The organism is Corallococcus sp. CA053C (assembly GCF_003611675.1).
In the GTDB taxonomy this organism is placed as follows: Bacteria; Myxococcota; Myxococcia; order Myxococcales; family Myxococcaceae; genus Corallococcus.
Window position 1 is genome coordinate 1 of record NZ_RAWA01000245.1, and the last position, 14,222, is coordinate 14,222.

Genomic DNA, 14,222 nt, shown 5'->3' on the forward strand with positions numbered 1-14,222 from the left:
GGCGGGGGGCTCGGGTCGGCGGACATGGCGGGCGCGGACGGTATAACGCATGGAGGCGGCACGGCCCAATGACCCGGCTGGGCAGGCAGGCGAAGGAGCGCGCCCAGGGTCTGCTGTCATGCCTGACACCCCGCGAGGGTTGCCCGGCCGCCGTGTGGGCGCGGGGAGGGGCGTGTTATGGAAAGCGCGTGCAGAAGATCGGCTACCTGATTCCCGAGTTCCCCGGGCAGACCCACATCTTCTTCTGGCGCGAGCTGCAGGCGTTGCCGGGGAAGGGCGTCTCACCGGAGCTGGTGTCCACCCGCCCGCCGCCCGCGCGCATCATCAGCCACAGCTGGGCCCGCGAGGCCATGGCGCGCACGGAGTACCTGGCGCCGCCGGGGCCGTGGGGCGTGGCCATGGCCGCGCTGGAGGTGGCCCGGGCCATGCCCACCGGCTGGGCGCGGTGTCTGGCGTCCATCGCGAGGGCGGAGGGGCTGGATGCCAAGGGCCGCGCGCAGCTGCTGGCGTTCGCGGTGATGGGCGGCCGGCTGGCGTCGCTGGCGCGCGAGCGCGGCTGGACGCACGTGCACGTGCACTCCTGCGCCAACGCCGCGCACGTGGCCATGTTCGCGCACCTGCTGTCGGGGCTCACGTACAGCATGACGCTGCACGGGCCGCTGGATGACTACGGGCCGAACCAGCGGGAGAAGTGGCGGCACTCGAAGTTCGCCTTCGTCATCACGAAGAAGCTCCTGGGTGAAGTGAACCAGGAGCTGGCGGGGAGCCTGCCGGAGCGCATCGAGCTCGCGCCCATGGGCGTGGAGCTGTCGCGCTTCCAGCGCACGGTGCCCTACGAGCCGTGGTCCGGCGAGGGCCCGCTGCGGCTGTTCGCGTGCGGCCGGCTGAACCCGTGCAAGGGGCACGCGGATCTCATCGACGCGGTGGGGATGCTGCGCAAGAAGGGCATCGACGCGCGGCTGTCCATCGCGGGCGAGGACGAGGCGGGCGGCACGACGTACCGCAAGGTGCTGGAGGCGAAGCTCGCGAAGGACGGCCTGCAGGACGCGGTGACGCTGCTGGGCGCGGTGAGCGAGGACGTGGTGAAGGACGGCATCCAGCGCTCGCACCTCTTCGCGCTCGCGAGCCTCCAGGAGCCGCTGGGCGTGGCCATCATGGAGGCCATGGCGATGCGCGTGCCGGTGGTGGTGACGGGCGCGGGCGGCGTGAAGGAGCTGGTGGACGACGGCGTGGACGGCGTGCTCGTGCAGCCGCAGGCCCCCGTCGAGCTGGCGGAGAAGCTGGAGAAGCTGGCGCGCGACCCGGCCGAAGCGGTGCGGCTGGGCGAGGCGGGCCGGCGCAAGGTGGAGCGCCAGTTCAGCAGCGAGCGCAGCGCGGACATGCTCGCGCAGATGCTGGGCGCGTCGCCGTCGTAGTCAGCGCACGGCCTTCCAGAAGAAGAGCGCGGTGGCGCGCTTGTTCCGCTTGTCGCCCTTGCCGAAGTACGCGGTCGCCGAGTGCACGAAGTCCGCGCGGTAGACGATGAGGCGGTTGAAGACGTTCTCCACCTCCACGTCCTGCACCCACGCGTTCGCCGGAAGCTTCGTCACGCCGAAGGCCTGCGTGAGGTTGACGCAGCCGGGAGGGCAGGTGTTGCCGCCCAGGCCTCCGCCCGGCAGGCGCAGGCGGAAGAAGGACGTGCCCACGTGCTTCACCGGGGGCTTCGGGTGCAGGTAGATGACGCCCGCGAAGTCACACAGCACCAGCGAGTCCACGTGCGGCTTGGCGGTGGACTCGGCCTCGCCCACGAGCTGCACGTGGTTGTGGGACAGCGCGCCCTGCGTGGGGGCCTCCTGCTTGAGGCCGCGCACGCCGGTCTGTTCGCGGATCCACTGCTCCACCGGCGCGAGCTCCGCGGGGGTGAGCGCGTTCGGGGCGCGGATCCCGGGCCAGATTTCAGGCCGCCACGGAGCGCCGAGCGTCCAGTCCTCGCGGGCCAGGTTGCGCTCGTAGACCTCCAGCGCGTTGGGCAGCACGTTGTCCTTGATCCAGTAGTCCCGCCCGAGCTTCGGCTTCCGGTAGGGAAGCACGTCGCGCACGGCCGACTCCGGACGCCGTTGTTCCGCCATCACCTGAACCGCCTTCCTGCCTCGCAGACCCGTCCACTCTAGGAGGGCGCCGGGAGGGAGGCGCGGGTTTCCTTGAGCGGCCCGGTCGCCCGGGCTGAGAGCAGGGAGCAGGGAGCGCCGTCCCGGACGCGGAGTCGCGGTCGCTGTAGCGCCCACGGTCACAATCCGGCGCGTGCCGTGACGCCCGCCGCTACCGCGGAGGGGCTCGTGGAGGGAGCGCTCGCGGGAACGCGGGGGACGGTGTCGCTGGCATCCGCGCTGCACTGCTCCGGGCTCCGGCGTGTCCCGCCGTGTCACCCCACCCCTGGAGCCCCGATGCGTCTGTCCTTCAACTCCCGCCAACGGATGCTGGCCGTGCTGGCGGGGACCCTCGCCTGGAGCGGCGCGAGCCTCGCGGGCGAGCCCGTCCCCCCGCTGGAAAAGACCGGCACGCCCATCCACCCGCGCAACCTGGAAGGCCTCCAGCACGCCGAGTCGGACGCAGCGGCCGCCTATATCCCGCCGCCCCCGCCGCCCTCGTGTCCCGGCGTCATCAGCAACGGGACGGTGCAGCTGGGCGTGGCGAGCGCGGGGCACCTCACCGTGCCCTGCGCCACCAGCGTCGTGTCCGGAGGCACCAACGGCACGACCGCGGTGGGCCTGCGCTTCGTGCCCAACAACACGGAGGCCGCCGCACCTGGAACGCCCTGCGAGGGCTGGGGCGTGGCGAGCGCCGACCTGAACATCACCGGCTTCACCTCCGCGGGCTGTGGCGCGGGCAACGTCACCGTGGAGAGCTTCAACGCGACCACGACGACGGCGACGTCGGTGGTGCGCGTGGGCAACACGTTCCGCGTCACCCACCGGTACGTCCCGTCGCCCGCGACGGCGCTGCTCTACCAGGTGGATGTCCTCATCGAGAACATCGGCACCGTGCCGGTGAACGACCTGCGCTACACGCGCGCCATCGACTACGACGTCGCGCCCAACACCTTCTCCGAGTACGTCACGCTCGCGGGCGCCACGGCCCCGTCCGTGCTGCGCGTGGACAGCAACGGCTTTGACCCGTTGGATCCGCTGGCCGCCCACGGCGCGCTGCCCACCGGGACGCCGACGTTCACCGACCTGGGGCCCGGAGACCTGGGCGCGCACTTCGACTTCCAGCTGGGCGCGCTCGCGCCGGGCAGCGTGCGCTCCTTCCGCACGTACTACGGCGCCGCGGCCAGCCAGAACGCCGCGCTCAACGCCCTGGCCACCGTGGGCGTGGGGACCTACTCGTTGGGGCAGGGCAACTGGAACGGCACGGGCAGCCCGCTGGCCGCCACGGGAGCGCCGGTCGGGACCTTCGGTGCGCTCACCGGCCAGCCCACCACGTTCATGTATGGCTTCCTGCCACCGCCGGTCCTCTCCAGCTGCACGGTGGAGTGCCGCAGCTTCAACCCCAATGAGATCTACACGGTGGACCTGCTGGGCACGCAGGACATCTGTCTGGTCAACGGCTCCAGCTACATCGTCCCGGTGGGGGTCCTCTACCGCTACGGCCAGCGAATCCAGTTCAACTGCGGCACCTACGCCATGGGCACCCTCTGCAACGTCATCCCGGGCCCGGACACCTGCAACGCGTCCGTCTACGACGCCATCTGCAGCAGCCCCCTCTACGCGCAGAACTGTCTGTGAGCCTGGACCGGCCCGGCGGCACCGTTCCGCCGGGCCCGGTCAATTGCCCCCCGGGGCTGACGTCACTGAAACACGCCCCCGCTGGTGACTGCCTGTCATCTCCCTCCATTTCCTGTTTCAAATCACGCTGCCCACAAGGCGGATGGACAGCGAAAAGGCAGCCACTGGATGCAATCGCGACAGCCGGGGTGGAAATCCCGATGTGTGTTGGTTTTTCCAGACACTCCAGGTGAATCCGGGTAATTAGGCTCTGTCCCGCTTGGAAAGTTTTGCCATCATGGGGGTGCACGGACGCCGCTCGGGGGGCACTCCATGGCTGACGAAGAAGCGCAGCAGTTCGCACTCATGGTCATCCAGTTTCGTTCAGGGCTCTTGAAGCACGCCCGGCGAATCCTGGGGAACACGGCGGACGCAGAGGACCTGGTGCAGCACGCGCTGGACGAGGCGTGGCGGGAGCGGCTGCACCGGCAGGGGCCGGAGGCGTTCCGTGCATGGACGGGGCGGGTCATCAACACGCGGGCCATCAGCCTGTTGCGGCACCACCGCGCGGAGCAGCGCAAGGCGGTGAACGCCGGCTGGGTGACGGTGCTGAGCGATGATCCGGACGAGCAGGAGGGCGGCGAGCTCTGGACGTTCATCCAGGAGAAGGACCTGATGGAGGCGGTGAACGGCCTGCCGCCGCAGCAGCGGGAGGTGTTCCACCTGCGAGCCCAGGGCCGCTCCTACGTGAGCATCGGGGCCCAGGTGGGGCGCTCCACCGGAACGGTGGGCTGGTGGCTCCACCAGGTGCGTGAGCAATTGCGCCAGCGGCTGCTGCCCATCGCGGAGGAGCGCCGGCTGTCCATGGGTGGCGGGGCCTGAATCCGCGGGTCATACCCCTTCCGGGGAATGGTTCGCATCCAAGACCTTGGGTTGACTCCGGCTTCCTCACCTTGAGGAACCACCGGTAGGCCTCCCCATGAATCTGACGGTGTACCTGCTGCGCGACGTCGTCTCCGAACTTGATCAGCTCCAGCTCCGGGAGGGCTTCCGCGAGCTGAAGCCTGAAGAGACGCTCCCCTTCCCATGCGTCGCCTGGGTCCAGGCCAACAGGCCGACTCCGCCCAAGTGGGCATCCTGGTTGGGGACGGCGTTCGATGTGGGAGGGCTCCGACTCCAGAACCAGTCCAACTCCTTCGTCTTGTTCCTGAAGGTGGACAAGCGCATCTTCGCGCTCACCTTCGGGTACGGCCTCAGCGCCATCGAGCGCTCCCTCATCGAACCGGACTTCGGGCTGAAGGTCACCCTCAACGAGGTGGATCCCGACGCATTGGACATGGTGGACACGCGACGGGTGGACCGCGTCAGCCGTCAGCGTCGGACCCATCTCAATGTCGGGCGCGGCGTCAGTGACTTCGACATCAGCACGGAGTTGGACTGGATCCGGAAGGTCAGTGGGCGCCCCCTGTCCACGACATTGACCAAGAAGATGGTGGGCGCGGATTCGTTGAAGGTCGCCATGAAGTGCTCCGTCCTGGAACTGGGCGAGCACTGCCGGACGTTCTTCAAACAGTATCGCAAGCGTCAGTACAAGAAGCGCTTCGGCTTCATCGACCACCTCCGACCCCTCAAGCCGAAGGATCCGCTCCTTCCCAAGCTGGAGGCGAAGCTGGTTGGGATGCTCACGGCGCGGTCGCACGAGTGGATCGCCGTCGCGTTCCCGGAGATGCCCGATGAGGACATCTCGACCTGGAAGCTGTCTCAGGGGCATGGCCAGAAGGAGTCCGAAGACCTCGATATTGAACGGGTCTACGCCTTCCTGGACGCTCATCCGAACGTGTCGATTGCCCCCGAGAAGATCTGGGTGCGCGGGTACAACTCCGAAGGCTTCCAGTTGACGTCGAAGGACACCCTGCACCTGTATCTGGTGGCGCAGGTCGACCACGACGGTGCGACCTACGTGCTGTCCCTGGGGCAGTGGTTTCGGGTTGATACGGACTACATCACCAAGGTGCGGGAGCAGGTGCGGGCGCTGCCGGACGTCACGTCACGGCTCCAACTGCCAACGTGGAGCAACGCCTTCAAGAGGGAAGGGGACTACAACGAGCATGTGGGGAACCATAAGAACTGGCTCGTGTTGGACGCGAAGCCGTTCCATCCCGATGGCTCCACGGGGAAGCTGGAGGTGTGCGACCTGCTGAGCCCTGACCGTGAGTTCATCCACGTCAAGGACATGAAGGACTCCGCCACGTTGAGCCATTTGTTCGGCCAGGGGAGCGTCTCCGCCACGGTGTTCAAACTGGAGAGCACGCACGCCGACCGGGTCAAGGATCACTTCCACGGCTTCTACGGAAACGCGCGTGCCTTCGACCATGTGGAGGGGCCCCTGTGGGTTGTCTACGCGATTGCCACCTCCAAGCCTGGGCACCTGGCGGACACGCTGTTCTTCTTCAGCGTCGTCAACCTCCTCCAGCACGCGAGGACTGTCCGGTTGGCAGGCTTCGAGGTCGCGCTCTGCCGAATCGAGCGTGAGGGCCGCGAGGCCTGAATCGTTCGACCCTGGTACGGGGCCTGCGTCGGCATCGTTCATGTTTTACTTTTAATTCTCGTTTTTGAGTGGCCGTGTTACTTGCCCATGGACCTCCCTCGCGGGAGAGGCGGGGTGGGATGCGCAAGCGGTGGAGCTGGACTGTCGGGGTGACGTTGCTGCTGGGGTGTGCCGGCACGTCCTACTGGCAGCGCGGCAGCGAAGTCCGCTTCGGACGTCAGGGACGCGCGGTCTGGGTGAAGGGGCCGTGGCCCGCCGTGCGGCCTTCCTCGAACGTCGATGAGGTCATCGACCAGCTCTGCCCGGCGGTCATGGCGTTGGACCGTGCTCAGGCGAAGGACTACGGCCAGGAGTACTGCGGAGTCCTCTACTCCCTGGGCACCGGGGAGTACTACGCCAGTTGGCCTTCACCCCTCGGGCAGACGAAGCTGGTGGGGACGGACCTGCGCCGCAAGAGCTGCCAGATCCCCAGCAGCGTCCGGGATGAGCGGGGAAGACCTTCCATCCTGGCCGACTTCCACAGCCATCCCTGGTTCCCCTCGGAGATGTCCCGGGAGGACCGCTGGGCCAAGACCCAACGCTGGTCCCTTCGCCTCCAGTTCGATTCAAGGTGCACCCTGACGAAGCTGATCCCCTACCTAGGGGAGCGCCGCCCGGGAGAGGTCTATCTTCGCCAGGACAAGGCGTGGAAGCTCATCGGGTACATCCATGAAGCCGACAAGGACATGGGCTTCGTCACGCCCGTGGAGGAGGACTAGATGGGGCGCGAGCGTTCTGTGTTTCAGCATGGGCGGATGAAGCAGGGTCTGTTGCTGTTGCTTGCGCTGACTCTTCCCGCCTGCGTGCTTTTTCGTAGGCCCGTGCGGCCCGTCTACGCTCCGCCGGAAGAGGCGGCCCGCTTCCAGTTCCCGTTGGACCTCCCCGCCAAGGGGCGGATGCTGACCCCCGCCACCGTGGCGGTCGCGACCCAACTGGCGATGGACGACTTCCGTCCCCTGGATCTCCAACCGCACAAGGACGCCACCCCGGACGAGCTTTGCCTCTACCGGCGTGACTCCTTCGACGTGTGGACGTCCCCGGCGTCCGAAGGCGTGTTGCTCGTGCACTTTGCTCCCAGGGACCACGCCTGTGATTCGGACGGGCCCGTGATGGACGCGAGCGTCACCTACGCCATCGACGTGCGCCAGTGGCGCATCCTCGCGGTCCAGCGCTGACCCGCCGTCACGCCACCTGGCCCGAGTCCACGTCCACGGGCTGCGGTTCCGGGGCGCGGGTCAATCCCAGCACCTGTTCCCGCTGGGGCCAGGGCCACGCTCCGGTGACCATGGCCAGCTTGCCCGCGAGCGCGGACATCACGGCGACCTGGAACGTGCAGATGTACGAGATGATGCCCATGTCTCCGAACACCTGGTTCAGGTACGACGCGACCACCCCCACGATGACCAGACACGCGGTGCGGTGCTCCGCCGAATAGGCCCGGTGGTACGAGCGCGCCGCCAGGTACACCGTCACCACCAGATACATCCACACGCCCGTGAACCCGAACCACCCGCCAAACGCCAACAGGCCCAACAGCGAGTTGTGCGGGTGGAAGCGATACGTCGGGAACACGAACGCGATGTTGGGCAGCGGGTAGGGCTCCAGGAACTCGTGCCCGTAGCCCGTGCCGAACACCGGGTTGGTGTTCCACGTCGCGATGAGGTTGAGGTTCTCGATGTCGCGGTAGTCCAGCTCTCCTTCCGCGTGCTGGCCCTCGATGATGGAGCGGAAGGTCGCCACCGGCTTGAACACGCCGCTGCTCGAGTTCCACCCCACCAGGAAGTACACGATGATCAGCGGCGAACACGCGAGGGCCGCCCGCGTGATGAACTTCTTCAGCGGCGTCCACGGGTTGAAGAAGTACGCCGCCGCGAGCCCGCCCACGAGGCTCACGTACGCAAGCCGCCGGTCGTTGAAGAACATCCCGATGAACACCAGCACGATGATGATGAGGCCCCGGATGGCGTGGCCGGACTTCGGCCGCTCCAGCCACCGCGCGATGCACACCGTGATGGCGAAGATGAACGTCATCGAGTCCGAGTGGCAGGTCGTGTACTCGACCTCCAACCCCTGCGCCGGAATGATGACGAGCGCGAAGTACGTGCTCACCGCGGACTTGGTGAGCGCCGCCAGGATGACGGTGCGCGCCACCACCGGCCAGTCCTCCGGCCCGCGCAGGCTGTAGTGGTACATCATCGCCACCAGCGGCAGCACGGCGGCCTGGTGCCACTGCCACAGCGAGTTCTTCACGTCCCCGCCCCGGACGACTCCCCACACCTCCATCCACATGATGGAGAAGAACGAAATGGCCAGCACCACCGCCAGCGGCCGGGGGATGGGGACCACGGGCGGGTCAATCTTCGACTTCGTGGCCCGCCGGTAGATGCCAATGCCAATGGACCCGATGATGAGCCCGTCGATGAGCGGGAAGCGCAGCGCACCAATGCCCACCAACTCATGGAGTTGGGTGAACAGCAGCTTGCCCAGCGGGAACAGGGGCGAGGGCCAGAACATCGACTGGGGACGCTCGGGCGTGTAGTCCACCGCGAGCACCAGGTAGAGCACCGTGAGCGCCAGGTAGCGCAGCGGCACCTTCCAGATGACCCAACCCACGGTGAGGGCCAGCACGGGGGCCAGCGTGACGACGGGGTTGCCGTCACCCACCGCGGCGGCGCCCACGGTGACGAGCCCCAGCCCGGCGATCATCACGATGTACTGGAGCCAGGCGGCGCGGGAGGGTGCGGAGGTCATCGGACGGTGCGGGGGAGGCTATATCCCGGGCCCGGGTTGGGATAGATGCGGAAGCCGTATGGCTGGCTCCCGACCCCGTGTCCTCCTGATTGCTGAGCTGTGCAACCCCGACTGGGTGAGCGTTCCCCTGGAAGGCTGGTCCCTGGCCCGGGCGCTGGCCGAGGTGGCGGACGTGCACCTCGTCACGCAGGTGCGAAACCGCGAGAACATCCTCAAGCAGGGGCTGGTGGAGGGGAAGGACTTCACGGCGCTGGACTCCACGCCGGTGGAGCGCCCGCTGGAGAAGGTGGGCGAGGTGCTGCGAGGCCGCGCGGGCGTGGGCTGGACGACGGCCACGGCGCTGAGCGTGCTGCCGTACTACTACTTCGAGGAGCTGCTCTGGCGGCGCTTCGGGGACCGCATCCGCGCGAAGGAATTCGACGTGGTGCACCGCTACACGCCCATCAGCCCCACGACGCCCAGCACGCTCGCGGCGCGGTGCGCGGAGGCCGGGGTGCCCTTCGTGATGGGGCCCATGAACGGCGGCCTGCCGTGGCCCAAGGGCTTCGGGGACGCGCGCGTGCGCGAGCGCGAGTGGCTGAGCTACATCCGGGACGTCTACAAGCTGATGCCCTTCTACAAGTCGACGCGCAAGCACGCGGCGGCGCTGATGATGGGCTCGCGGGCGACGCGCTCGCAGCTGGCGGCGGAGTACCAGGACAAGACGGTCTACATCCCGGAGAACGCCATCGACGTGCGGCGCTTCGGCGCGTCGAAGGCGGAGGCGCCCACGGGGCTGCCGCTGCGGGTGGCGTTCGTGGGGCGCTTCGTGCCGTACAAGGGCATGGCGATGCTCATCGACGCGGCGGCGCCGCTGGTGCGCGAGGGCAAGGTGGTGGTGGAGCTCATCGGCGACGGCGCGGAGATGCAGAACCTGCGCGCGCAGGTGGCGAAGGGCGGGCTGGAGAACGGGGTGACGTTCGCCGGCTGGGTGAAGCATCAGGAGCTGCAGGGGCGGCTGGCGAAGAACCACATCTTCGGCTTCCCGAGCGTGCGCGAGTTCGGCGGCGCGGTGGTGGCGGAGGCGATGGCGCTGGGGCTGGTGCCCATCGTGATGGACTACGGCGGTCCGGGTGAGATCGTGAGCCCGTCCACGGGCTTCGCCATCCCCATGGGCACGCCGGACGAAATCGTGCTGCGCGTGCGCGGGGTGCTGGAGAAGCTGGTGGCGGATCCGTCCGTGATTGGCCCCATGGGGGAGCGCGCGCGGGCGCGCATCCAGAAGCACTTCACCTGGCGCGCGAAGGCGGAGCAGGTCCTGGAGGTCTACCGCTGGGTGTCCGGCGAGCGTGGCCAGCCGGACTTCGGGATGCCGCTGGCGGACTGAGGTTCGCGTGCAGGGGGCTTGCCTCTGCACCAAGGTGCAGGGGTTAGGGTTTTGGACATGAACCCTGACTCCTCCGTGGTCCGTCGCGTCGTCCTGGCCAGTGCGCTGTATGACCTCGTCGTCACCGTCCCCTTCGCCACACCGTGGACGGCGAACGTGGCGCTCGCGGGCGTTCGCCAGGTGCACCGCGCGCTGTCGCTGGGCGGTGATCCCCTTCCCGCGTTCACGCCCACGCACCTGTTCTTCGTCACGCTGTTCGGCACCATCGTGACGCTGTGGTCCGTGGTGCGGATCCTGCGGCCCACGGCGTTCCATGGCGCCATCGACACCGTGGGCCGGGCGCTGTTCTCCACGTGGATGATGGTGGCGCTCGCGCAGGGTGCGACGCAGGCGCTCGTCGGGTTCCTCGTCCTGGAGCTGGCGTGGATGTTCGCGCAGGGCGGTGCCATCCTGGGCGCCAGGAGGTGGCGTGGTGGCATCCCTGCGACGGTCCGTTGAAGCAGCGCCCTTGAGGATTGGTGCCCTCGCGCAGGCCGCGGGCGTGAAGCTGTCCACGCTGCGCTTCTACGAGCGGCGCAAGCTGCTCGTGCCCCTGGAGCGGAGTGAGAGCGGTCAGCGCCTGTACGGCCCGGACGCCGCCATCCGCGTGCGCTTCATCCGCCGCGTGCAGGAGCTGGGCTTCTCCCTGCGGGAGGTCTCCGCGGTGCTCGCCATGTCCGACCTGCGGGGCACCCCCACCCGCGAGGTGGCGCGCTTCGCTGAAGCGAAGGTGCAGGCCATCGACGCACGCATCGACGACCTGCGCCGCATGCGCCGCGCCATCACCACCCTGATGGTCGAAGGGTTCTGCGCGCCGGACACCGTGTGTCCCATCCAGGCGTCACTCGGGGCTGCGGGGCCGGTGGCCGCACGCAAGCCCCGCGCTTCAGCACCCGCCTCCCCGCGAAGCCCGCGCCGACGCTCCACCGCCGTCGGCACCTGACTCCCACGCGGGTGCGGCTCGAAGCGCCTCCGCGCGGGCACACCGCGCGACCGCCGCGAAGCTCCGCTACCGCCGCTCCGCCTCGCGCGTGGTGCGCACCCACTCGCCGCGCTTCTCCGCGCCGGGGCCTCGCACCATCAGCCACACCTTCCACACCACGTAGATGGGCGCCCACGCCAGGTCCAGCAGGCCGCGCGCGCCCACGCCGGACACCCACCAGCCGCGCAGCACGTACAGCGCCAGCGACGTGAGCCCGAACGCCGACAGCGTCGAGGCCGCCACCGCCGTGCCGCCCGACAGCCACACCACCCCGGCCGCCAGCACCGAGCCCGCCACCGTCGCCAGCACCAGCTGGCTCAGGGGCGGCACCAGCACGTCCATGGACAGGTCGAACAAGAGCCCGCTCTTCTGCTTCAGCGCGTCGCTGAGCAGCGGCCAGCCGTGCAGCTTGCGCATCTGCGCGCGCCCGCCCTCCCAGCGCTGACGCTGCGAACGGCTCTGCTTCTCCGCCGTCACCATCTCCCCCAGCACCTCCGCCTCCCAGGCGTAGTGCACGCGGTGCCCCTTGCGCGCCAGGCGGATGCCGTACTCCAGGTCCTCCACCACGCTGAACGCGTCGTGCGGCACCTGCTTCAGCACCTCGTGCGTGAAGCACATGCCGTTGCCGCGCAGGCCGCAGGACACCCCCATCCGCTCGCGCCCCATGGAGCGCACCCGGTGGAACATCCCCAGCGCGATGGTCATCAGCCGCGTGCGCCACGACGCCGTGGGGTTCATCACCCCGTAGTGCGCCTGCGCCGCGTGCGCCCCGTCCTCCAGCCGGCGGGAGAACGCGTGCAGCAGGTTCGGCGTCACCACCGTGTCCGCGTCCACCACCACCACCGCGTCCGCGAAGCCGTCCTTCTGGCTGCGCTCGAAGGCGTGCGCCAGCGCGTAGCCCTTGCCGCGCTTCTCCGCGTCCTGGCGCTCCAGCACCGTGGCACCCGCCTCGCGCGCCTTCTCCGCCGTCGCGTCCGAACAGTTGTCCGCCACGACGATGATGCGCCGCAGGTGCGCGGGGTAGTCCACCGCGGACAGGTTCGCCACCGTCCGGGCGATGCCGAGCTCCTCGTTGTGCGAGGGGATCACCACGTCGAACTTCCGCACCGCGGGCGACGGCGGCACCGGCGCCGCCTTGCGTCCGGACAGGAGCGTGAGCAGCAGCAGATAGCCGCAGCCTCCCGCCACCGGCAAGAGCCCCACACACAGCGCCACGTCCACCCAGGTCCAGACCGTCACAGTGTCACCCCCGCGCGCGCTGCCTTGGGGGCAGTGCACGCTTGAACCTTCAGCGCCGTTCCAGCTCCGCCAGCACCGGCAACTTCAACAGCCGCTCCACCTGCCAGCGCTCCAGCACCCGGCGGCGCAGGATGTCCAGCGCCACCGCCGCGAACACCGCCAGCGCCACCCCGCCCACCACGCCCGCGATGGCGATGAGCTTCGGGTTCGGCTTGGACGGCTTCTCCGGGAAGAGCGCCGGCATCAGCACGCTGTAGCGGTGCTTCATGGACGCCTTCGAAATCTCCAGCTCCGTCTGCGCCAGGTCCAGCCGGCGGATCTTCTCCTGGTGCCGCATCACCACCATGCGCAGCCGGTCCGACGCCACCGCCACCTCCGGATCATCCGGCGTGCCCAGCAGCGCGCCCGCCATCGGCGTGCCGCCCAGCGCCAGGCTCGTGCCCTCCGTGGCGGAGTCCACGTCCGTGCCGCCCATGCGCAGGTACTCCTGGATGAGCGACTGCTCCTCCGCGCGCAACCCGATGAGCTGCGGCGTGTCCTGCTGCATCGCGGCCACGCGCTGCTCCAGGTCCACGATGACGGGGTGCTGCGGTGAGAAGACGACGCGCTGCTCGGTGAGCTGCGCGCGCAGCTCCGCGAGCCTGCGGCTTCGGAACTCCTCCACGTCGCGGATGGCCCGGCGCTTCGCCTGCACCAGGAACTTCAGCTGCGCGAGCGCGTGGTCCGTCTGCACGAGCGCCTGCCGCGCGCTGGCCGCCTTGGGGTCCGCTTCCTTCTTCTTGCGGCGCGCCTCCGCCTGCTTCACCGCGCGCTCCAGGTCGTTGATGGCCTGCTTGATGTTCCCCGCCTCGTTCTCCACCTGCATCTTCAGGATGTTGACGGCCTCGGTGATGGCGCTCATCTCCGAGTCGTGGCGCATGTCGAGGAAGTTCTGCGACGCGGACTCCACGATGTTGAAGGCCAGCTGCGGGTCGCTCCAGTCCACGCCGATGGTCACCGTGCCGGAGCCACCCTCCGCCATCACGTTGAGGCTCGTCTCCAGCATGGCGATGAGCGCCTCCTCCTTGTCCTCGTCGGACATGGGCGGCGGCGCCTTCTTCAGGTACTGCTCCTTCATGCGGCTCAACGGCGAGCGCATGTGGTCCCAGTACTCGATGAGCTTCGCGTTCTTGATGACGGACTTGAGGTTGCCCCGGCTGAGCACCATCTCCCACGCGGCGCGCGTGGGTTGATCCGCTTCCATGGGGATGGAGCGCCCCGGGTTCACCAGCGAGGAGATGATGAGGTTGCGGTACGTCAGCATCCGCGTCTCGACGTGGTACTTGCGCGGCATCAGCTTCGCCGCCACGGAGCCCAGGCCGCTCATCACCGCGATGATGCACAGCCCCAGGAACCAGTGCCGGAAGATCGCCCGGCGCACGAAACCCAGCCCGTCGAAGAGGAAGCCCCAGTCGATGAGGTCCGCCGGCGCGTTCGTCTCCTCGCGCTCGGGGACGTACGACGGGGGCGGGGCGG

General features: G+C 68.8%; 13 protein-coding genes. 9 read left to right on the plus strand and 4 right to left on the minus strand.

Translation table 11 applies throughout. The features are described from left to right. Positions 1 to 188: 188 nt before the first annotated feature. The gene (gene epsE / locus D7V97_RS27365) at positions 189 to 1,415 is read left to right on the plus strand and encodes an exopolysaccharide biosynthesis GT4 family glycosyltransferase EpsE (RefSeq protein ID WP_120613582.1); all 1,227 of its coding nucleotides are present in this window, start codon (positions 189 to 191) and stop codon (positions 1,413 to 1,415) included. Here the strand turns inward: epsE and D7V97_RS27370 are convergent, their stop codons facing one another. Beyond that, positions 1,416 to 2,108, minus strand: coding sequence for a hypothetical protein (locus D7V97_RS27370; RefSeq protein ID WP_120613583.1), 693 nt, complete (start codon positions 2,106 to 2,108; stop codon positions 1,416 to 1,418). Positions 2,109 to 2,423: 315 nt separating this feature from the next. On the opposite strand from D7V97_RS27370, the gene D7V97_RS27375 reads away from it, so the two are divergent. The 5 genes from D7V97_RS27375 (at position 2,424) to D7V97_RS27395 (ending at position 7,505) form a co-directional block, all read left to right on the plus strand. Beyond that, complete coding sequence (locus D7V97_RS27375) at positions 2,424 to 3,764, plus strand: hypothetical protein (protein WP_120613584.1); 1,341 nt, start codon at positions 2,424 to 2,426, stop codon at positions 3,762 to 3,764. A 312-nt stretch (positions 3,765 to 4,076) separates the two neighbouring features. Continuing rightward, entirely contained in the window at positions 4,077 to 4,625 is a 549-nt protein-coding gene (locus D7V97_RS27380; protein ID WP_120613585.1) for an RNA polymerase sigma factor, read from the plus strand. A 97-nt stretch (positions 4,626 to 4,722) separates the two neighbouring features. Continuing rightward, a complete protein-coding gene (locus D7V97_RS27385) occupies positions 4,723 to 6,291 on the plus strand; it encodes a DUF6119 family protein (protein WP_120613586.1) in 1,569 nt (522 codons plus the stop codon). Positions 6,292 to 6,410: 119 nt separating this feature from the next. Then, positions 6,411 to 7,049: a hypothetical protein gene (locus tag D7V97_RS27390; protein ID WP_120613587.1), complete on the plus strand. Its 639-nt coding sequence runs from the start codon at positions 6,411 to 6,413 to the stop codon at positions 7,047 to 7,049. A gap of 102 nt (positions 7,050 to 7,151) precedes the next feature. Next, on the plus strand, positions 7,152 to 7,505 hold the full coding sequence (locus tag D7V97_RS27395; protein WP_233583259.1) for a hypothetical protein: 354 nt from the start codon (positions 7,152 to 7,154) through the stop codon (positions 7,503 to 7,505). A 7-nt stretch (positions 7,506 to 7,512) separates the two neighbouring features. Here the strand turns inward: D7V97_RS27395 and wzy are convergent, their stop codons facing one another. Beyond that, positions 7,513 to 9,081, minus strand: coding sequence for an exopolysaccharide repeat unit polymerase (gene wzy, locus D7V97_RS27400; protein ID WP_120613588.1), 1,569 nt, complete (start codon positions 9,079 to 9,081; stop codon positions 7,513 to 7,515). Between the two features lie 58 nt (positions 9,082 to 9,139). Between wzy and epsH the strand changes: the two genes are divergently transcribed. From epsH to D7V97_RS27415, 3 genes are read left to right on the plus strand one after another with little or no spacing between them, the layout of a single operon-like run. Beyond that, positions 9,140 to 10,447: an exopolysaccharide biosynthesis glycosyltransferase EpsH gene (gene epsH / locus D7V97_RS27405; protein ID WP_120613589.1), complete on the plus strand. Its 1,308-nt coding sequence runs from the start codon at positions 9,140 to 9,142 to the stop codon at positions 10,445 to 10,447. Positions 10,448 to 10,504: 57 nt separating this feature from the next. Beyond that, a complete protein-coding gene (locus tag D7V97_RS27410; protein ID WP_120613593.1) occupies positions 10,505 to 10,945 on the plus strand; it encodes a hypothetical protein in 441 nt (146 codons plus the stop codon). Positions 10,946 to 10,955: 10 nt separating this feature from the next. Further along, positions 10,956 to 11,429, plus strand: coding sequence for a MerR family transcriptional regulator (locus tag D7V97_RS27415; RefSeq protein WP_199728957.1), 474 nt, complete (start codon positions 10,956 to 10,958; stop codon positions 11,427 to 11,429). Positions 11,430 to 11,495: 66 nt separating this feature from the next. On the opposite strand, the gene epsU is transcribed toward D7V97_RS27415, so the two are convergent. Together epsU and epsV are read right to left on the minus strand one after the other, a co-directional pair. Then, entirely contained in the window at positions 11,496 to 12,707 is a 1,212-nt protein-coding gene (gene epsU, locus D7V97_RS27420) for an exopolysaccharide biosynthesis GT2 family glycosyltransferase EpsU (RefSeq protein WP_120613590.1), read from the minus strand. Between the two features lie 49 nt (positions 12,708 to 12,756). Beyond that, a partial coding sequence (gene epsV / locus D7V97_RS27425; RefSeq protein WP_120613591.1) for a PCP family exopolysaccharide biosynthesis protein EpsV occupies positions 12,757 to 14,222 on the minus strand: 1,466 nt, incomplete at its 5' end.